A 19,571-nucleotide genomic window follows, 5' to 3' on the forward strand; every position below is an offset into this window, starting at 1 on the left:
TATTAACTAATCTACTTTTAAAACTGCCATAAATGCTTCTTGTGGAACTTCTACAGATCCAACCTGTCTCATTCTCTTCTTTCCCTCTTTTTGCTTTTCTAAAAGTTTCTTCTTTCTTGATATATCTCCACCATAACATTTAGCTAATACATCTTTTCTCATAGCTTTAACTGTTTCTCTTGCTATGATTTTAGAACCTACTGATGCCTGTATAGGTATCTCAAACATCTGTCTTGGTATTATTTCTTTAAGTTTCTCTGTTATAGCTTTTCCTCTAGCATATGATCTTTCCTTAGGTACTATCATTGAAAGTGCATCTACTGACTCTCCATTTAGAAGTATGTCTAACTTAACTAACTCAGTTTGTATATATCCAGTTAACTCGTAGTCTAAAGATGCATATCCTTTAGTTCTTGATTTTAAAGTATCAAAGAAGTCATAAACAATTTCATTTAGTGGAATATCATAATGAATAACTACTCTAGTAGCTTCAAGATACTCCATATCTATAAAGCTTCCTCTCTTCTCTTGGCAAAGCTCCATAACTGCTCCTGTATAGTCTGTCGGAGTTATTATAGATGCCTTAACCATAGGTTCTTCCATATAATCTATCTCTGTCATTGGAGGAAGATTAGTAGGGTTTGTTAACTCTATCATTGTTCCATCTGTTTTATAAACCTTATATATAACTGATGGAGCTGTAGTTATGATATCTAAGTTAAACTCTCTTTCTATTCTTTCTTGAATTATCTCCATATGTAATAATCCAAGGAAACCACATCTAAATCCAAAACCTAATGCTATAGAAGTTTCAGGTTCAAAGTTTAATGCAGCATCATTTATCTGCAATTTTTCTAAAGCTTCTCTAAGTTCACCATACTTTGCACCATCTACAGGATATATACCTGAGAAAACCATAGGAACTGCTGGTTTATAACCTGCAAGTGCTTCTTTAGTTTCTCTTCCTTTTTCTGTTATGGTATCACCAACTCTAGCATCTCTAACATTCTTTATAGATGCAGTTATGTATCCAACATCTCCAGCGCTTAATTGATCTATAGGTAAAAATGCTGGTGTAAATACTCCAACCTCAGTTACTTCATAAACCTTGTTTGTAGACATTAATTTTATTTCAGTTCCAGGTTTAACTATACCGTCTTTTACTCTTACGTAAGAAACAACACCTTTGTAACTATCATAATATGAATCAAATATAAGTGCTCTTAAAGGTGCTTCTTCATCTCCTTCTGGAGCAGGTACTTTCTCAACTACAGCTTCTAAAACATCTTTTATGTTTAATCCTGTTTTTGCAGAAATCAAAGGTGCATCATGAGCTTCTATACCTATTATATCTTCAATTTCTGTTTTTATCTCCTCTGGTCTAGCACTTGGAAGATCTACCTTGTTTATTACTGGAACTATCTCCAGGTTATTATCTAATGCTAAATAACAGTTTGCTAAAGTTTGAGCTTGTATTCCTTGAGTAGCATCTACAACTAAAATAGCACCTTCGCAAGCTGCTAAACTTCTAGATACTTCGTAGTTAAAGTCTACATGTCCTGGAGTATCTATTAAATTTAAAATATATTCTTCACCATTGTCTCTTTTATAAATCAATCTAGCTGCTTGAGATTTTATTGTTATTCCTCTTTCTTTCTCAAGTTCCATGTTATCTAAAACTTGCTCTTCCATCTCTCTTTGAGTCAAGGTTCCGGTTTGCTCTAAGAGTCTGTCTGCAAGTGTAGACTTACCGTGGTCTATGTGTGCAACTATTGAAAAGTTTCTAATGTACTGCCTTCTATTCTTATTCATATCATCATCTATTCTTAAGAATTAAAATTCTCAGAATAGTACTCACCCCCGTGTAAAAATAAATCATAAATAGAACTTAATTTAGGTTCTGATAAATTATAACACAAACAACCTTCAAACTGTCAATAAAATTTGCCAATGTTGCTATGTTCTTAAGCTTTTTGTAGGCTTTTTTAAGAATCTAATGAAGCTCGAAAATAAACTTCTACATAAATAAGTTTCTTATTTGATTGTTTAAGTACTCAATTGAATTCTGTACTTTATTAAAAATCTTAAAGATTCCACTAACTTCATAGTCATCTCCATTAACTTCAAGTAAGTATTTATTATCATTACTTTGATGTATTTTAATGTTTGAGCTATCTACAATGAAGCTAGAAAACTCTTCTCCAAACTCATCTTTTATTTTTTGTAGGTCCATTCCTTGAGTTTCGGTTGTTCTTTCACTTAATGCTTTAGTATTAATCATATTTATCTTAACTACCCCTGTAAAAGTAACAACTAAAAAAACTACTAAAGGTATTAAAATTTTTAATTTCTTCAAAAAAGGCACCCCCTAGGTATATTATCTATAAGGATGCTCACTTTTTCCAATTTTATACTTCTAGCTTTTCTTTAGGGCTTCTGCTATTAGTCTAGCTATATATTTTGCACTGGCTTGAGCTTGAGTGTTTGTATTAGTATTAAATCCAACTTCTATTAAGATAACATTAGGATTTTTGCTTTGGTTAAAAGAGTCTTTACCTCTTGTATAAGTTGTTATACCTCTACTAAGTCCAGGAAATAGATTTCTTGATAACCCATTTAGTTTATCAGTTAAAGCTTGATTTTCTGCATAATGAGGATTATTTTTTGCTGTTACAAACATTATTGGCGCAAGCTCCTCTCCATTTATATTTGCTGTGAGTACCTTGCCACTTACCGCATCTCTATGAAGATCTATGATTATATCAAAGTTTTTATACTGATTTAAATACTTTTGTAGCGTTTCTCCTGATCTTTTATAGCTGTCATCATAGGATACAGAGTGGTTAGTTTTATCATGTAATGTTGCTATTCCATAGTTTTGTTCTAACTCTTTCGCTAAAGCATTTCCCACTCCAACAACACTATCATTTTCATTGGCTGTTTCCTTAGTTGCAGGATTATAATATTCCATAGTATGAGAGTGATAAATTAATACTCTCGGTTTGTTTATATCTAAAGTTTGTTTTAAACTAGGTTCATAAGCTTTTGATGCAACAGCGTTTGGATCTGGCGCCTCTTCTGGAGTATACTTTATAAGGCTATTATTATCCAATTCAAAAGGATTTAGGGTTGCTATAGAATTATCTTCATGACTTATTATTTGAGTGGAAATGTTATTAAAATAAGGTACTTCAGATTTTATAAGACTAAATAAACTTAGTTTACTTAATCCAACTGTTTCTATAAGCATATCCTTTATAGAAAGGTTATTTGTAGTGTCAGTAGAATTAACAGCCTCTGCATAGGGCAATCCTTTATTAAGTAGTGAAATGTATGCTTTAGAGTTATCTTTCTTTGTAGAAAGAGCAACATATCCAAATCTAATTAAAAAAATTCCCGCCAAAAAAATTAATACTATTTTTTTTATATCTATATTATTACCTTTTTTATTAGCAAATTTTCTATATACCAAAGTAAATTCCCCCTTAAATTTTATCTCTATAAATTTATATGGGAGAATTTACATAATTATTATTAATTTTTTATTACTTTACTATTTATTTATATATTCAATATTGTATTAATTCATAAACTTGTTTATATCTTCAATTTCTAAGTCTGGTTGAAGCGCTAAGTTTATTCCATTTGATATTATTCTAGACACCGCTTCTATAATAGTATCAACATCTTTAGGTGTAACCATCAAACTTCCTACATATGGATTCAAAACCTCTTTAATAAGTTTGCTTTTTTCTTTTTTATCTATAGTTTTAAGCATACTATAAAACTCTCCACCTTTATCTGAGTTTTCTATCATTTCATCAAGAAGTAAGTCTATAGTATCATTAGCTATAGTTGCTGCATCAACAACTGTAGGTACTCCTATAGCTAAAACCGGCACTCCTAAGTTTTCTTTATTTATCTGCATTCTATGATTACCAACTCCAGCACCTGGAGCGATTCCTGTATCCCCAAGTTGTATAGTTCTATTTACCCTCTCAAGTCTTCTTGACGCTAATGCATCTATACAAATAACTAAAGATGGTTTTATCTTATCTACTAAGGATTTAATTATTTCTCCAGTTTCAATTCCTGTTGTCCCTAAAACTCCTGGAGCTATAGCACAAACTGATCTTACAGCATCATCTATAGAGTCAGGCATCATAGTTTTTAAATGTCTGGTTATCATTATTTTTTCTGCAACCTTAGGTCCTAAAGAGTCTGGAGTAACATTCCAGTTTCCTAGTCCTACTACTAATGTGCTACTACTTTTAGAAGTATCTACTAACTCAGAGATGTTATCTGCTAAAACTTCTGAAATATCATCTATCACTTCACCATCATAACTTGTAAGCTCTGGCATATCTATTGTTATATAGTTACCTACTGGTTTACCTATCTTTTGTGCTCCTGATTCACTAGTTACCTCAACCTTAGTAACCTTAACTCTATTTTTATTTTCTTCCTTTACTATTACTCCATCTATTTCACTTTTATTTTTATGTTCTTTAGCATAAATCTCTCTAGCTTCAATAGCTAAATCCGTACGTACATTAAACATTAAAACACCCTCCTAGAAATATATTGTAATATTATATTTTCCCAATATATTGATAAATTATTTCATATTACATATAATTTTTAGTGGCATTTTAATTTTTTTCTTGAATAAAAAAATATTCAATGCTATAATATGGTTTGTTGAATGTGAACTCGAACGCAGATTTCCCCAAAACTGTGCTGAGGCCCTAATAAAATGAAGGGGGTGAAAAGGAATGGCAAACATTAAATCAGCTCAAAAGAGAATTAAAGTTGCTGAAACTAAAACTTTAAGAAATAGAATGATTAAATCAGCTTTAAAAACAGCTATAAAGAAATTCGAAGTTGCTGTTGCTGCTAGCAACGCTGATGAAGCAAAAGTTACTTTTGCTGGTGCAGTTAAAGCTTTAGATATGGCTACTTCAAAAGGAGTAGTACATAAAAACATGGCTGCTAGAAAAAAATCAAGATTAGCTGCAAAATTAAACGCTATGGCTTAATTTTATAAACCGATCCAATTAGTTTGGGTCGGTTAATTTACTTTTATGAAGCTTTTTTGTTAAAGTATCCAGTTACTTTGACAAACTCAGTAAGTTAAATCTATAACTTATTAAAACTCTCTCAAACTTTGTTAAAGTCTGTATAACTTTCTAAAAACTCTATTAAAGATTGTAAAAAGTCACACTACTTGTATAAACTTAGAAGAACTTTAACTAAGTTTGAGAAACTCTAACTCTACATTGTAGAGTTAAAAAAGTTGCCATTAACTAGTAATGACAACTATAAACTACTATCTTGATGAAGTTCTAACTGTAGATATAAGTAGAAATTCCATCTCAGTAAGTACATTCGTAGATAAACTCTTCATTCTTTTTTCTGTATCAACACAAAGTCTCATACAATCTTCAAGTTGTCTAAAAGAGAACTTCTTTCCTTGTTTTATTAGTTTCTCAACTACAAAAGGATGTAACTTTAAGTTACCTGCAATAACTTGAGGATTTAAGTTTTTCTCTGCTTGAAACTTAATTTCATATAATTTCTTAAACTGACCTTCTATAAGTGTAAGCAGTTTGTTTAAGTTCTCACCTTTAAAAACTAAGTCATTCATAAGAACTATTGCTTTTTCAGGTTTCTTATCTGAAATAAAGTCTATTAAATCGAATATATCTTCTTCACTTTTACTAGGAATAAGTGCATCTATGTCTTCTCTTTTTATTTCTCTACCTTCTGTGTAGTTGACTAACTTCCCTATTTCATTTCTTATTATTTCAAAGTTTTTCTCAACTTTATTTATAAAATATCTAAGTTCTACTTTTCCTATTTCTTTATTATAAGTTTTAAATATATTTTCAGCTTCCCTTATTAATCTATCTTCTTTTTGTCTATCTATATGTACTACAGTAGCTTTTTTATCTATATTTAAAATCCCTTTATGCTTAAGAGGTTTATCTCTTTTGTCATCTAAAAGTACATAAGAAAGTAATACTATGTGAGAAGGTGTATTGTTATAGTAATCTAATACCTTTTTAAACTCACTTTCAGAAAACTCTTTCTGACTTTTAAAGAAGTTTGCTCTATAAATTACAACTACCTTTACTTCACTCATAAAAGGCAGAGTTTCACAAGCATTAACTATATCTTCATAACTCACTTTAAATCCATCTAGTTTTATATAATTTAAATCTCTTAAATCCTTTGGAAGAACTTTATCAGTAATATTATCTATTAAACTCTTCATTAAAGCTTCATCTGTTCCAGCTAATAAATAAGAATTATTAAGTTTGCCATCTTTTATCTGTTTCTCTAACTCTTGAAGTTTTATCAACTCTATATATCTCCTTAACTATCAAAATCTTATAATTTTATTCTTAACTACTAAAAATCTCTCATTGTTATTCAATTGTATTATATCATAGTTAGGATTATTTTGATTTATTGAAAAGCAATATATTTCTTTAGATGGAGTCTTTATTCCAAGCAGTCCTTTTGATAATATTATATAACTTTCTCCTTTGGCTAAGGGTATTTTATCTATGTATCTTTTGTTTATACCAGTTAAGGCATCCTTTTCTTTTATCTTATTATCTTCCACTATATATTTAGAAATTTCTCCTCTATAGCTTACTCTTATTTCCTTATTTTTATCAATATCTATCTTTGGAAAAGGAGAGTAAATACTTATAGCAACAGGAATAAAAAAAACTATAGGAAGTTTTCTAAAGGCATTTATCCCTTTTTTAACAAATATAAAGCTTCCAAAACATATTATATAATAAAACATTACTTCTCGCTCTAATGGAATAAGAGGAATAGAAACATGGTTTAATAAATTTATTAGTCCATCTATTATTACACTTATGAACTCGCAAACTTTTAAAGTTACTATAAATAGTTTATCCCAAACACTTAATAAAAGAAGAAAATTTCCAAGTATAACTATAAGTGTAAAAAAGGGCATCAATATTATATTACTTATTACTACATTTAAAGAAAAATATCCTATGGTTACTCCTAAAATTGGATACGTTAAAATCTGCGGAGATATACTTATAGCCATCGCTTCTCTCAGATATTTAGGAAATTTATAAAAACATCTATCTAGTTTATTATTAAATAGTACTATCCCTAAGGTTGCTAAATATGATAGCTGAAATCCTAAATCTAAGGCATTATATGGACTTATTAAACAAAGAATTATACCAGAAAAACAAAGAGCTGATAAGGCGTCATACTTTTTATATAATGCTTCTCCAAGCTTTAATATAATAATCATAAAAAGAGATCTTAAAGTCGCTGCTGAAGCTCCTGTAAAAACTGCATAAACCACACAAATCAATAATGTTATTCTATAGTCAAAGAGCTTGTTTAAAATCTTATATATAAGGGCCATATGAAAACCTGATACTGAAATTATGTGTATTAGTCCATAATACTTCATATAGTCTTTTTGCTCTGAAGTAAGTCCATCCACATATCCAAAGGAGGTCGCAGAAACAAGAGCCGCATTTTCTTCGCTTAAAACCGACTTCATTCTGTTATATAAATATTCTCTATATTCATATAACTTAGTTACTACATCTTCTTTTTCTCCATAAACATACTTTCCTTCAAGAGTACCAACTATTCCTTTATCTTTATCAACTTCTAGTTTAAAATAACCATTTATAACATACTCTCTTCCCTTATCTAACTTAAGTTTGTTTCCTTTAACATATATTTTTCTGCCCTTATAGGTAGCTAGATATTCATTGTAATAACTTTCTCTTATCCTTACCTTAAAATTACTAATATCTTTAGTTTGAACTTTATAATATAAATGATTTGTTCCTAAACTCATTACTATAAAAAATGAGAAAAGTAAAATCTCTTTTCTTCCTCCAAAAACATATAAACTTAAAAGAAATAACCCAACTAAAATCAAGCTATACACATTAAATCCTAAATAATATAAAATACTTCCTAATAAAATAGATAAAAATATAATTACTAGAGGTTTCTTTAATAATATTTGTTCATTTTTCATAAAAATAGCACCTCCCTATTGAATTCTTACCCTGGGAGGTGCTGTTAATTCACTTTCTACTTAAAATTTTAGGAATAGTATATTCCAAAGAGACTAAAAACATAGCTGCAGCTGAAACAAGTGCTAATATAACAGAGTTATACTCCATATCTCCAATAACAAAACTGCTAACTAAAAGTACAAAAACAACTATACTTATTCTAACTGCTATTGATTCTTGTGTTAATTCTCTAATCTCATTTTTTACTATTGAATAAAATACTATAAAAGGCAATATTAATACATTTAATATTAGCAAACTAAACTCATCTAATAAAATTCTATTAAACATTATATATCCTAAACTTAATGATATTCCTTGGGATAATATAAATATCCAATATAACCCTACTCCTCTATCTACTAATAGATTAATAGTTCTACTTAAGTTTTTTAAATATATTAACTTTTCTAAACAATCTTCTTTTATATATAAATCAGCCACCTTCTTTACTAAAGAAGAAGCCTTCCCTTTCGCTATTGACAGGTTTGATAATGTAAGTAAAGGTAAATCAACTATCTCCTCTCCTGTTGAAGAGATCTTGTAGTTATCCTCTTTAAATATTGTAAAAATAAAGTTCTTAAGTTCAGGTGCAATTTTAGAGAATACTCTAGTTTTAGAAAGTACATCTATCTTCTCTTCTTTTGTAGCATTAAGAAGTTCAATTCCTGAAATAACTTCTGAATCATCATCTATGATTCCTACTTTTTTAGCTACAGTAGTTGCTGCAATCTTATTGTCTTCTGTTATTAATATAGGAAGAATTTTCTCCTTCCTAAGTCTAGTAATAATCTTCTCTATGCCGTCTACAATAGGATTTTCAAGACCAATAATTCCTACAAAAACCATGTTACTTTCTATATTTTCCTTAGCCGATGGTTCATAGTTAAAACTTCTATAACCTATTCCCATAGTTACTAATCCATCTTTAGATAACTCGTAGTCTCTTTCTCTTATTATTGTTTTATCTTCATCTGAAAGTTCTACTTCTATGCCATCTTTCATTATAAAAGTACAATAATCTAAAAGTTCATCTAAATTACCTGTTACATTAGCTCTATATCCTTTAGGCATCTTATTTACAGATGTGTATATTCTTTTATTAAAGTCCATAGGCATATCGAATATTCTTCTATTTTGTGAATCAATACTCCCTTTATACACCTTCTTTATAGCTGCAAGTTTTAACAATGCAATTTCACGTATATCCCCTGTCCCTTTATCTTCAGAAGTATTATAGGTTGCATTATTTGCTATAAGGCCTATCTCCATCATTCTATTAAAATTTAGATTTTCTTTATGAATGTCCTCTATGTCATAAAGTTCTTCATCGGTGTATATCTTTTTTGCATGCATTTCATTTTTAGATATGGACCCTGTTTTATCTATAAATAGAATCTCTATCTCATTAACCTCATCAAACCAAGAATGATTTAATATATGTATGTCATTCTGTAAGGTTATCTTCTTTATATGTCTAAAGAATAATAGAAAAATAATTATTCCACCAAAAGATAATGAACTTAAAAGTACATTATATATAAATTCATAGTTTACTCCTTTTATAATTACTCCTGTTAAGGATAAAACTACTCCTACTAAAAAACTATATGATAAAGTTTTGTTCCAATAAAACTCTGCTTTCTCATCAATGGTTTCTTTTCTAATATTAGTTGATGTAAGCATGTTCATAATTCTACCAAGTTGAGTATAGTTTCCTGTAGATACAACTATTCCTTTTGCTCTTCCAGAAACAGTTACTGTACCTTTAAATATTACGTTTTTTATTTCTGCTAAATTTGAAACCTCATAATCTAACTTACTTTCATACTTATCAGATATAAAATCTTCCCCAGTTAAACTTTTTTCATTAACCTTAAGATTTTCAGATTTTATTAATCTTATATCGGCTGGAACCGTCACCCCTGGTCTAATATCAACAATGTCTCCTATAACCAATTCTTCTGAATTAATTCTTGAAGGAAATCCATCCCTTATTACAACCACCTGTCCATAACTAATGTCTGAAAGTGCCTTAAGTTCTTTTTTCTTTAACTGTAGTTTGTTTATTTTAAAATATGCAACAACTAACGGAACTATTATAAGTATTATAGAAGAGAAATATCTGCCTATATACATCCCATATATAAACAAAGTTAAAGGCAACAAAAACCAACGATTCAAAAAATACTTTAAAGAAGTATTAAGAACTTTTGTATCATAAAGAATCCTTATTTTATTTTCTCCCCATTTTTTTCTTCTTTCATCTATTTCATTTTTGGATAAACCTTCTTCACTATTACTTTCTAAAAATTCAACAACTTTACTCCAAGTGTTTAAATACCAATTAATCACACTAATATCTCCTCTAAAGAATTCACAATTCTTGCTAATATAAATCAATAATATATATTATCGCATAAAACAAAGAAATCCTAAAGCCCCAGCTTTAGGATTTTGTTTTAGGATCAAATATTAGTGCCATTACATATCCAAAAAATATAGCAGCTTCTATGCCACCTGCAGTTCCTTTAATTCCTCCAGTAAAAGCACCTATAAGACCTTTTTCTGTTACTTCCTTTATTGTAGACTTAGCTAAGGAATAACCAAAGCCAGGTAATGGTACAGTAGCTCCTGCATGCCCTATGTCTACTATCTTTTGATATATATTAAAGTATGTTAATATTGCACCTACTGTTACATAAATGACTAATATACGACCAGGAGTAAGTTTGGTTTTATCCATAAGTATTTGTGCTATTACACAAAAAATTCCTCCTACTATAAATGAACTTATATAATCACCCATTTATTTATCTCCTTCTTTATTAAATTCAATTACTACTCCATGTGCTATTCCCGGTATACTCTCTCCTTGAAGTGAAGAAGTTGGACTCATTAAAGCACCAGTTGAAACTAAAAATATTCTATGTAATTCTCCTGCCATCATCCTCTTATATAAGTATCCACAAGACACCACTGCTGAACAGCCACATCCGCTTCCACCTGAATTGGTTTTCTGTTTTTCATTATCAAAAATAATTTCACCACAATCTATATAACATTTACTTACGTCATATCCATATTCTAAAAGAAGCTTTTGAGTAAGTTCTCTCCCTACTTTACCTAGATCTCCTGTAACAATTAAATCATAATCATCTGGCCTTCTATTTAAATCCTTAAAATGTCTGTATATTGTATCTACTGCTGCTGGAGCCATAGCTGCTCCCATATTGTCTGCATTTAATATTCCATAATCTTTTACTATACCTGTAGTTACGTGAGTAACCTTAGGGAAATTCCCCTCTTTTGCAAGAAGCATAGCACCTGATCCTGTAACTGTCCACTGAGCAGTTTCTTTTCTCTGAGAACCATACTCTAATGGAAATCTAAATTGCCTTTCAGCCGCTGAAAAATGTGATGATGTACTTGCAACAATATAATCACCAAACCCTCCATCCATAAGTAGAGAGGCTAAAGATAAGGACTCTGTCATAGTAGAGCATGCTCCAAAAAGCCCATAAAAAGGTATATTCAAATCTCTAGCTACAAAACTTGAAGAAGTAAGCTGATTTAATAGGTCTCCAGCAAATAAGTAGTGTATATCCTCTTCTTTAAGTTTAGCTTTTTTTATAGTTTCTGTTATTGCAGTGTACATCATAGAGCTTTCTGCTTTTTCAAAACTATCCTTTCCATTTATATCATCCTCTAAAATAATATCGAAATAATTCATAAGTGGCCCCTGACCTTCCTTAGGTCCTACCACCGAAGTTGTAGCAATTATTCTAGGTGGATTTGTGAACTCAACTGTTTGTTCCCCTCTTCTTTTGTCATGTAAATACATAAATAATCCTCCAATTCTACCAAATCATAATTACAATATAATGTATAACTCCAATTATTACAGACGTTCCAATTCCATAAACTAAAACAGGTCCTGCTATTGTGAACATTTTAGCCGCAACCCCAAATACAAATCCTTCTTTTTTAAATTCTATAGCTGGAGAAACTATGGCATTAGAAAAACCTGTAATAGGTACAACAGTACCAGCTCCCGCGAAAGATGCAATCTTATCATATATACCTAACCCAGTAAGCAGTGCTCCTAGGAAAATTAATATTATACTAGTAATACCTGATACCTGCTCCTCTGGTAATCCATAAGATGCAAAAAAGTTATATATCATCTGACCTATTACACAAATTAATCCACCAACCCAAAAAGCATGTATGCAATTTTTTAAAAGCTTAGGTTTAGGTTCTATTTCCTTTGATAATGTATTAAACTTTTGCTTTATTTGTTCTTCCCTTTTTTTCATCTATTCATCACCTTTTCATAGTTATTTACTTATATTATTCCAAAAAAAATAAGTTCTATGAATTTTTCATAGAACTTAGGTATTAATCACTAAGTCTTTTTCTCATTTCTAGAAGAACTTTCTTCTCTATCCTAGATACCTGTACTTGAGATATTCCCAAAAGTTTTGCAACTTGAACCTGTGTTTTATCCTTAAAATATCTAAGTACTATAATCTGTCTTGCCTTTATGTCAAGTGCCCTAAGGGCTTCTTTTAATGCAATTTTATCTATCATACTTGTATCTTCTTCACCAGTTTCACTGAGCTTATCTATTAACAAAACAGGTGCTCCATCATCTTGATGTATGGTGTCATATAGATACTGCATAGATGAGGCTGACTCTAAGGCAAAAACTATATCTTCCTTATTAAACCCTGAGTATTCTGCAAGTTCATCTATGGTTGGATCTCTATTTAGCTTTTTTGTTAGTTCTTCCCTAAAATAATGGAGCTTTTTAGCTAAAGTTTTAGTATTTCTACTAACCTTTATCATTCCATCATCTCTTAAAAACCTTTTTATTTCGCCTACTATCATTGGTACAGCATAGGTAGAAAATTTTACGTTATATGCATCATCAAAGTTATTAATCGCTTTAACTAGTCCAATAGAACCTATCTGCATTATATCTTCATAATCATATCCTCTATTTATAAACTTTTTGCTTAATGAAGAAACCAGAGGTGTATTTAACTCTATAAGCCTATTCATGGCTTCTTTATCTCCAGCTTTGACTCTTCTAATTAATTCTGAGTTATCCTCATAATTATATTCCTCTCTTCTCAAATTCCCTTTATCCATATAAATTCATCACCTGGCCTATATTGAGTTGAATTTTTTCTTTAAAATAATTCTTGTACCCTTACCTTTTTCGCTTTCAACTTGAAGAGAGTCCATAAAACTTTCCATAACGGTAAAACCCATACCGCTTCTTTCTAAATCTGGCCTAGAAGTATATAAAGGTTCCATAGCTTGATCAACATCCTCAATTCCTAAACCCTCATCAGCTATTACTATAGTTACTTCAGTTTTCTCTATAGACGCTTCAATTTTAACCATTTTATCTTCTCTGTTCTCATATCCATGTATAATAGAATTTGTAACTGCCTCAGATACCGCAGTTTTTACATCAGTAAGTTCCTCTACAGTTGGATCTAACTGAGAAATAAAGGCTGCCACAGCTACTCTAGCAAAACCCTCATTTTGTGATTTACTTAAAAATTCTAATTTAATCTTATTATCAACCATACCTCTATCCCCCTATTAATGGCAGTTTATAGCTTCCTCTATACTATCATACGCCTTAACAATTTTAAATAAGCCTGAAAGTTCAAATACTCTTTTAACACTTCCTTTTGGTTCCGCTATAACTACCTTTCCATCTTTAGTTATAAGCTTTTTATACCTTCCAATAACCACACCTATTCCAGAGCTGTCCATAAATGTCACACCTGAAAAATTTAATATTAGCTTTCTAACATTATCTCTATCAAGTCTGTCATCAATTTTCACACGCACTTCCTCAGCGCTATGATGATCTAATTCCCCGTTTAATGTTACTATTAATTTATCTTCATCCCTGTTAAATTTTAAGTACATAATCATTACTCTAAAGCAATTACCTTAGAGTACTTCACCTCCTCTACTCTAGCAGCAGGAATATTTCCTTCTTTTTCCATAATATTACCATAAATTTACTTGAATAGTCAAAGGTTTTACATAAATTTATTATTTTTTTTACTCTTTTATAAAGATAGAGGGCTTTACGCCCTCTAAATCATTACTTTCCATACTTATTCAATTCCTGTTTCATAAATGCTAATAACTCTTCTAATGTTTCTCCTTCTTCTTGAATAAGGATTTTCATAGCATCTGTTAAATCATCCATTGTATAAATTTTAAAATCTCCACGTGTTACAGCTTCCTCAACTTTAGGACTTAAAACTAGTTCGTCTTTATTAGCAGATGGTATAACAACACCTTTACCTTTTACAGTATCTAGAATCTCACACACCTTAAAAAACCCTTCTATTTTTTCATTTACACCACCAATAGGCTGGATTTCTCCAAATTGATTTATAGAGCCTGTAACAGCTATAGATTGTTTTATTCCTCTTTTGCTTAAGGATGATATTATAGCTATTATCTCAGCTACTGATGCCGAATCTCCCTCAACCATTCCATAAGTTTGCTCAAAGCTCAAATGAAAATTTACAGGTATTCTTTCATAAGGTGAAAAGAATTTATTTAAAACTGCCTTTAGTATTCCTAAAGATTTACCATGAATTTTACCACTTAAATTACTTTCTCTTTGAGCATCAATGATTCTACCTTCACCTTTTGTACATACACAAGTAATCCTCATAGGTCTTCCAAAACTCAAATATCCCAAATCTATTACTGATAGCCCATTGATTGAGCCTACAATCTTATCTTTTACATTTATTATCATCTTTTTACTTTTATACATCTTAAAAATCTCTTCTTCTATATGCTCTTCATTATAATAAGCTTTTATTATATGTTTAGCATTAATCTCCCCATCTAAAGCTGCTGAATTATTTGCCAAAAACAATAGTTTTTCTATTTCCAACTCATCTACCAAGACTTCTGATTTCGAAGATGCTTTTCTAGCTAAAAATTTAAATATTTCCTTTATACCATCTTCAGTTATCTTAAGCAGTTTGTTGTTATCTACTATTTTAAATATTAAATTCACCACTTGAGCTATTACATCATTATCAACATCTATTGTTGATTTCATATGAGCTCTTATAGGAAATATATTTTTGAAATCTTCATCATTTGAGTATAACAAATCATAGATTTCAAAATCCCCTATTAATATCACCTTTAAATTCATATTTATTGGTAGCGGCTTTAAACCATTTAATGAAAGAAATTCAAAATATCCTCTGTTATAATCATAGGACACTTTTTTATTTAGAAGTGCTTTTTTAAGATAAAAATAACTACCTGGACTATTAATTAATGAACTCATCCTTATTATAAGGCAACCTTCATTTGCTCTTAAAATAGAACCTGAAGTTATTAAAGATACATCGGTAGAATATACACCATTATGGTTTTCATACTCTATATTTCCTAGAAGGTTATTTACTGTTGGATCCTCTTCAAATATTACTTGTGGATATTCATTTTCGCTGTTATCAACTATAACATTCACTTGAAACTTATTAAGAATTTCTCCTATCTTTCCCTCATCATCTTCTAAGTTAATTGTATAGCTACTTATTATAGATTCTTCTACATGTTTATAAATAAACTCTAAATACTCTAAGGCAGCTTCATCTTCTTTAAATATATTACAATACCTTTCCCTGTTATTTTTCATAACATCTTCTAGGTATTTCCCTAAAATATCTCTGATCTTTTCTATAGAATCTAGTTCTAACTCTTTAAGTTCTTCTAGAATTTCTTCTGCCCCAGTCTTTAGTTTACTTGCTCTTGTAATAATATTATCTTTATCATTTTGTATAAGGTTGTCATAGTCCTTCTCACTCATAGCTTCCCCCTCTTTAAGTGGGATAAACACAAAGCCTTGAGTGGTTGCCTTTAAATCAAAACCTTCTTCCTTAGCCATATCTACTAACGTTCCAATATGCTCGCTTCTTTTTTTGTATACCTCATCTAATATATCCTCTTTATCTTTATTATTAGATGAGTTATAAAAATCAATTATGGAATCATAATATAATTCTTTTATCTCTTCAACTACCTTTTTCATTTTTAATCCATTACCATTACTTAAAAATAAACCTGTTGGATATCTAGGATCTTCATAAATCACGTAACAAATATCCTTAGGTTTTTCTCTTTTCTTTAGAATATCTTTAATAAAGTTTGTTATATCATCTATTTTATCTTTTGAAAAAGTATCTACAACATAAACATTATATCCTTCCTTATTAATTCCAAAGGCTAACTGAATTTTTTTATAAACATCTGAGTATTGTTGTACATTATTCCTATTATTAAATGGAAAGGCCTGATTTAAATCAATATTGTAAATTACTTCTTTTGGAGTTAACTCTCTTTTCATAAAATTTACCACTCTTCTTAAGGTAGAGTAGTTTCCTCCTTATTTAATTGTTTAATATATAAATATTCTTATTAGCCAATTTTAGGAATAGTTTTTTTCAATTAAAATAATAAAAAAGTACTCTAAAGATGCATATTCTTTAAGAGTACTTCTTTTATTTTAGTAATTGCTTTTTGATGTTCTTCCTTCAACTATATCTATTGATGATGATGCCCCTATTCTTGTAGCACCATTTTTTATAACAGCTTCTGCATCATCTATATTTCTAACTCCACCTGATGCTTTAACTCCCATATCTGGTCCTACTGTTTCTCTCATAAGCTTTATATCAGCAGGTGTTGCTCCACCTGTAGAAAATCCTGTAGAAGTTTTTACAAAATCTGCTCCTGCTTCTTTTGCAAGTTCACAAGCTTTTACTTTCTCTTCATCTGTAAGTAAACAAGTTTCTATTATAACTTTTGTAAGCGCTTTACCTTTAGCTGCATTTACAACTGCTTTTATATCTTCTCTAATGTAGTCATAGTCCTTATCTTTTAACTTTCCTATGTTTATAACCATATCCACTTCATGAGCACCATTTGCTATTGCATCTTCTGTTTCAAATGCTTTAACCTTTGAAGTGTTTGCACCTAAAGGGAATCCTATAACTGTACATACCTTAACTTCGCTTCCTTCTAATAGCTTCGAAGCTAACTTAACATTGCAAGGATTAATACATACAGAGGCGAATTTATACTCTACAGCTTCCTTGCAAACTTTCTCTACAGCTTTTTCTGAAGTTTCAGCCTTTAATACAGTGTGGTCAATAAATTTTGATAATTCATTTTTATTCATATATACATTCCTCCTGAGTAAACTTTTTCAAAAGAATTGGTTTACTAATTTCTCTCTACATTAAGTGATTATAAATTATATATTAATTTATGTCTATTCTTTTACTAGAATAATCTTAATTGCTGTATTTTATTTTCTTTTAAAGAAGATATAGATAATCCTATTAGTCTAAGTTCTTCTCCAATTAATTCATCAGTTAATATCTCTATTGCATTTTTAAATATCTCATCATATTTATCTACATAGTTCATTAATGTTTTACTTTTAGTATGAGATTTAAAATCCCAGGTTTTATATTTTATAGTTAAAGTTCTTCCTGATAGATTTCTATCTATTAAAATATCTGAAATTTCTTTAGAAAATCTATCTATATACTCTAAAAGTTCATCTCTATCATTTGTATTTTTTCTTAAAGTTGTTTCTTTTCCTATAGATTTTCTATCATGATTTATATTAACTTCTCTATTGTCTATTCCTCTTATTCTGTTATATATATCATCTCCATACTTCCCAAAATAATAAGTGAAAAGCTCGTTGGGTAAATCATATAAATCCTTTACCCTGAATATTCCTATGTTATTTAATTTCTTTACAGACTTCTCCCCTAATCCATGAATTTTAGAAACAGATAGCGGAAAAAGTATTTCTGGAACCATATCTTCAGTTATTTCCTTTATTCCATCTGGTTTGTTCCATTCGGAAGCTATCTTAGCTAAAAACTTATTGTAAGAAATTCCTGCAGAAATAGTAATTCCCAGTTCTCTTCTAATAGCTTTTTTAATATATAAAGCAGCTTCCATAGCTGTTAATTTACTGTTTGTAACGTCTAAGTACGCCTCATCTATAGATACTGGTTCAATTATAGACGTAATCTCTTCTAAAATAGAGAAAACTTTTCTTGATATCTCCTTATACCTTCCATATCTAACTGGCAGATATACCCCATGAGGACACTTCTCCTTTGCCATAAATAAAGGCATGGCTGAATGAACTCCAAAGGCTCTAGCTTCATAAGAGCAAGTAGCTACCACTCCTCTTTCACTTGTTCCTCCAACTATTACTGGTTTACCTTTAAGTTTTGGGTTATCCATAACTTCTACAGATGCAAAAAACGCATCCATATCCACATGAATAATCTTTTTATTCATATTTATCCCTCATTACACTAGATCACTTAATATTGATGTTTCCTGAGTTTTAGTAAAGTTTAATACGCATAAAGATATGAGCATTTCTAGATCGTCATTTGATATATCCTTGTTGTTTTGTAATATTAAAACCATAGCTAAAAATCTTCTAAAGCTTCCATCCATAAATAACTGAAGCTCCACATGTTCTTCAAGCTTTCCCTCCCATATATCTAACATCTTAACTGTATTTTCAATTTTATTAAAAAATATAGGATATAAAATAGCATATTGTGCTTCAATCTTTTCCTTCATCATATTATCATTAAGGTTTATTCCATTATTAAAAATTATAGAAGAAATCACCATATCCTGAGTGATGTCATTACTCTTAACTTCAACATATTTGTACACGCTAAAATAATCATCATACTTACTTGTAAGAATTTCTCCACTTATATTTTTGTATACAACAAGCGCTATCATTGGATAATCTTCTTCACAAGTTATCTTATCACTTTTACCATGTATAACATCATACATATCTATAAATCTTTGAATAACATTGCTATCCTCACTCTTATGTAAAATATAACTTGCTAAAGCTAAATAAGAACTTTCCCTAAAATTCTTAGATACTAACTCCTGCTCTATCTCTATAATCTTCTCCATTTTTTCATCTAAATCCTCTTCAAAAGAAAGGATTATTGATATTGTATAAAGTCCTGTCCCTCTAAAAGATGAATGCCACGCTGTTCTATCTGAAAAAAATCTTCTTATATATTTTATTTTATCATAATTAATTATATTTTTATTAACAGTAGAAAGTATTGAAGCAAAATAATTTAAATATTCTCCATCAAATCTTAAGTTATTTTTGATCTTGTTATATGTATTTATAATATTCTCTATCTTACTCATCTTATCCCATCCCAGTTAATCATATTATTTTAAAGGTTATCTTATACCTCATATTATGCCATAATTCCTACTTTTGGTCAATGTATAAACTATTAACTTCTAGTGTGAACTTAATGGGATAATATAAAAACTGCTACTACAACAAAATTCTATGAAGTATTATTAGGT

General features: G+C 29.8%; 18 protein-coding genes. 1 reads left to right on the forward strand and 17 read right to left on the reverse strand.

All coding sequences use genetic code 11. The features are described 5' to 3' along the window. Positions 1 to 6: 6 nt before the first annotated feature. From lepA to gpr, 4 genes are all read right to left on the reverse strand, one after another. Positions 7 to 1,812: a translation elongation factor 4 gene (gene lepA / locus P8F83_RS11285; protein WP_073018749.1), complete on the reverse strand. Its 1,806-nt coding sequence runs from the start codon at positions 1,810 to 1,812 to the stop codon at positions 7 to 9. Positions 1,813 to 2,017: 205 nt separating this feature from the next. Continuing rightward, positions 2,018 to 2,356 carry a hypothetical protein gene (locus tag P8F83_RS11290; RefSeq protein ID WP_326514668.1) on the reverse strand — a complete coding sequence of 113 codons (339 nt, stop codon included), beginning with the start codon at positions 2,354 to 2,356 and terminating at the stop codon, positions 2,018 to 2,020. A gap of 60 nt (positions 2,357 to 2,416) precedes the next feature. After that, the gene (locus P8F83_RS11295; RefSeq protein WP_326514669.1) at positions 2,417 to 3,472 is read right to left on the reverse strand and encodes a stage II sporulation protein P; all 1,056 of its coding nucleotides are present in this window, start codon (positions 3,470 to 3,472) and stop codon (positions 2,417 to 2,419) included. 108 nt (positions 3,473 to 3,580) lie between these two features. Continuing rightward, positions 3,581 to 4,561, reverse strand: a complete 981-nt coding sequence (gpr, locus tag P8F83_RS11300; protein WP_021800993.1) for a GPR endopeptidase — start codon at positions 4,559 to 4,561, stop codon at positions 3,581 to 3,583. Between the two features lie 214 nt (positions 4,562 to 4,775). On the opposite strand from gpr, the gene rpsT reads away from it, so the two are divergent. Then, positions 4,776 to 5,039 (forward strand): 30S ribosomal protein S20, encoded by a 264-nt coding sequence (gene rpsT, locus P8F83_RS11305; RefSeq protein ID WP_021800992.1) that lies wholly within the window; start codon positions 4,776 to 4,778, stop codon positions 5,037 to 5,039. Positions 5,040 to 5,329: 290 nt separating this feature from the next. Here the strand turns inward: rpsT and holA are convergent, their stop codons facing one another. From holA to P8F83_RS11370, 13 genes are all read right to left on the reverse strand, one after another. Further along, the gene (holA, locus tag P8F83_RS11310) at positions 5,330 to 6,364 is read right to left on the reverse strand and encodes a DNA polymerase III subunit delta (protein ID WP_326514670.1); all 1,035 of its coding nucleotides are present in this window, start codon (positions 6,362 to 6,364) and stop codon (positions 5,330 to 5,332) included. 21 nt (positions 6,365 to 6,385) lie between these two features. Then, positions 6,386 to 8,062, reverse strand: coding sequence for a ComEC/Rec2 family competence protein (locus P8F83_RS11315; RefSeq protein WP_326514671.1), 1,677 nt, complete (start codon positions 8,060 to 8,062; stop codon positions 6,386 to 6,388). Positions 8,063 to 8,111: 49 nt separating this feature from the next. After that, complete coding sequence (locus P8F83_RS11320) at positions 8,112 to 10,457, reverse strand: P-type ATPase actuator domain-containing protein (protein WP_326514672.1); 2,346 nt, start codon at positions 10,455 to 10,457, stop codon at positions 8,112 to 8,114. 94 nt (positions 10,458 to 10,551) lie between these two features. After that, positions 10,552 to 10,911 (reverse strand): stage V sporulation protein AE, encoded by a 360-nt coding sequence (gene spoVAE, locus P8F83_RS11325; RefSeq protein ID WP_315109666.1) that lies wholly within the window; start codon positions 10,909 to 10,911, stop codon positions 10,552 to 10,554. After that, positions 10,912 to 11,946, reverse strand: a complete 1,035-nt coding sequence (gene spoVAD, locus P8F83_RS11330) for a stage V sporulation protein AD (protein ID WP_315109667.1) — start codon at positions 11,944 to 11,946, stop codon at positions 10,912 to 10,914. 16 nt (positions 11,947 to 11,962) lie between these two features. Then, entirely contained in the window at positions 11,963 to 12,421 is a 459-nt protein-coding gene (gene spoVAC / locus P8F83_RS11335) for a stage V sporulation protein AC (RefSeq protein ID WP_315109671.1), read from the reverse strand. Between the two features lie 82 nt (positions 12,422 to 12,503). After that, positions 12,504 to 13,259 (reverse strand): RNA polymerase sporulation sigma factor SigF, encoded by a 756-nt coding sequence (gene sigF / locus P8F83_RS11340; protein WP_315109673.1) that lies wholly within the window; start codon positions 13,257 to 13,259, stop codon positions 12,504 to 12,506. Between the two features lie 18 nt (positions 13,260 to 13,277). Then, positions 13,278 to 13,706 carry an anti-sigma F factor gene (spoIIAB, locus tag P8F83_RS11345; protein WP_238902537.1) on the reverse strand — a complete coding sequence of 143 codons (429 nt, stop codon included), beginning with the start codon at positions 13,704 to 13,706 and terminating at the stop codon, positions 13,278 to 13,280. A 15-nt stretch (positions 13,707 to 13,721) separates the two neighbouring features. Further along, positions 13,722 to 14,057: an anti-sigma F factor antagonist gene (gene spoIIAA / locus P8F83_RS11350; protein WP_021800984.1), complete on the reverse strand. Its 336-nt coding sequence runs from the start codon at positions 14,055 to 14,057 to the stop codon at positions 13,722 to 13,724. Between the two features lie 181 nt (positions 14,058 to 14,238). Next, positions 14,239 to 16,521: an AAA family ATPase gene (locus P8F83_RS11355; protein ID WP_326514673.1), complete on the reverse strand. Its 2,283-nt coding sequence runs from the start codon at positions 16,519 to 16,521 to the stop codon at positions 14,239 to 14,241. 159 nt (positions 16,522 to 16,680) lie between these two features. Continuing rightward, positions 16,681 to 17,355, reverse strand: coding sequence for a deoxyribose-phosphate aldolase (gene deoC / locus P8F83_RS11360; protein WP_326514674.1), 675 nt, complete (start codon positions 17,353 to 17,355; stop codon positions 16,681 to 16,683). Positions 17,356 to 17,459: 104 nt separating this feature from the next. Then, positions 17,460 to 18,503 carry a DNA polymerase IV gene (locus P8F83_RS11365; protein WP_326514675.1) on the reverse strand — a complete coding sequence of 348 codons (1,044 nt, stop codon included), beginning with the start codon at positions 18,501 to 18,503 and terminating at the stop codon, positions 17,460 to 17,462. 12 nt (positions 18,504 to 18,515) lie between these two features. Continuing rightward, positions 18,516 to 19,403, reverse strand: coding sequence for a DUF4003 family protein (locus tag P8F83_RS11370; protein WP_326514676.1), 888 nt, complete (start codon positions 19,401 to 19,403; stop codon positions 18,516 to 18,518). Positions 19,404 to 19,571: the final 168 nt, after the last annotated feature.

The sequence above is a fragment of the Clostridium intestinale genome (assembly GCF_035905475.1).
Lineage (GTDB): Bacteria > Bacillota > Clostridia > Clostridiales > Clostridiaceae > Clostridium_T > Clostridium_T intestinale.

Bases quoted from the DNA above. Each gene is read 5' to 3' on its own strand.
- lepA (WP_073018749.1), bottom strand. From the start codon at position 1,812: ATGAATAAGAATAGAAGGCAGTACATTAGAAACTTTTCAATAGTTGCA.
- gpr (WP_021800993.1), bottom strand. From the start codon at position 4,561: ATGTTTAATGTACGTACGGATTTAGCTATTGAAGCTAGAGAGATTTAT.
- rpsT (WP_021800992.1), top strand. From the start codon at position 4,776: ATGGCAAACATTAAATCAGCTCAAAAGAGAATTAAAGTTGCTGAAACT.
- P8F83_RS11315 (WP_326514671.1), bottom strand. From the start codon at position 8,062: ATGAAAAATGAACAAATATTATTAAAGAAACCTCTAGTAATTATATTT.
- spoVAE (WP_315109666.1), bottom strand. From the start codon at position 10,911: ATGGGTGATTATATAAGTTCATTTATAGTAGGAGGAATTTTTTGTGTA.
- spoVAD (WP_315109667.1), bottom strand. From the start codon at position 11,946: ATGTATTTACATGACAAAAGAAGAGGGGAACAAACAGTTGAGTTCACA.
- spoVAC (WP_315109671.1), bottom strand. From the start codon at position 12,421: ATGAAAAAAAGGGAAGAACAAATAAAGCAAAAGTTTAATACATTATCA.
- sigF (WP_315109673.1), bottom strand. From the start codon at position 13,259: ATGGATAAAGGGAATTTGAGAAGAGAGGAATATAATTATGAGGATAAC.
- spoIIAB (WP_238902537.1), bottom strand. From the start codon at position 13,706: ATGGTTGATAATAAGATTAAATTAGAATTTTTAAGTAAATCACAAAAT.
- spoIIAA (WP_021800984.1), bottom strand. From the start codon at position 14,057: ATGTACTTAAAATTTAACAGGGATGAAGATAAATTAATAGTAACATTA.
- P8F83_RS11355 (WP_326514673.1), bottom strand. From the start codon at position 16,521: ATGAAAAGAGAGTTAACTCCAAAAGAAGTAATTTACAATATTGATTTA.
- deoC (WP_326514674.1), bottom strand. From the start codon at position 17,355: ATGAATAAAAATGAATTATCAAAATTTATTGACCACACTGTATTAAAG.
- P8F83_RS11365 (WP_326514675.1), bottom strand. From the start codon at position 18,503: ATGAATAAAAAGATTATTCATGTGGATATGGATGCGTTTTTTGCATCT.
- P8F83_RS11370 (WP_326514676.1), bottom strand. From the start codon at position 19,403: ATGAGTAAGATAGAGAATATTATAAATACATATAACAAGATCAAAAAT.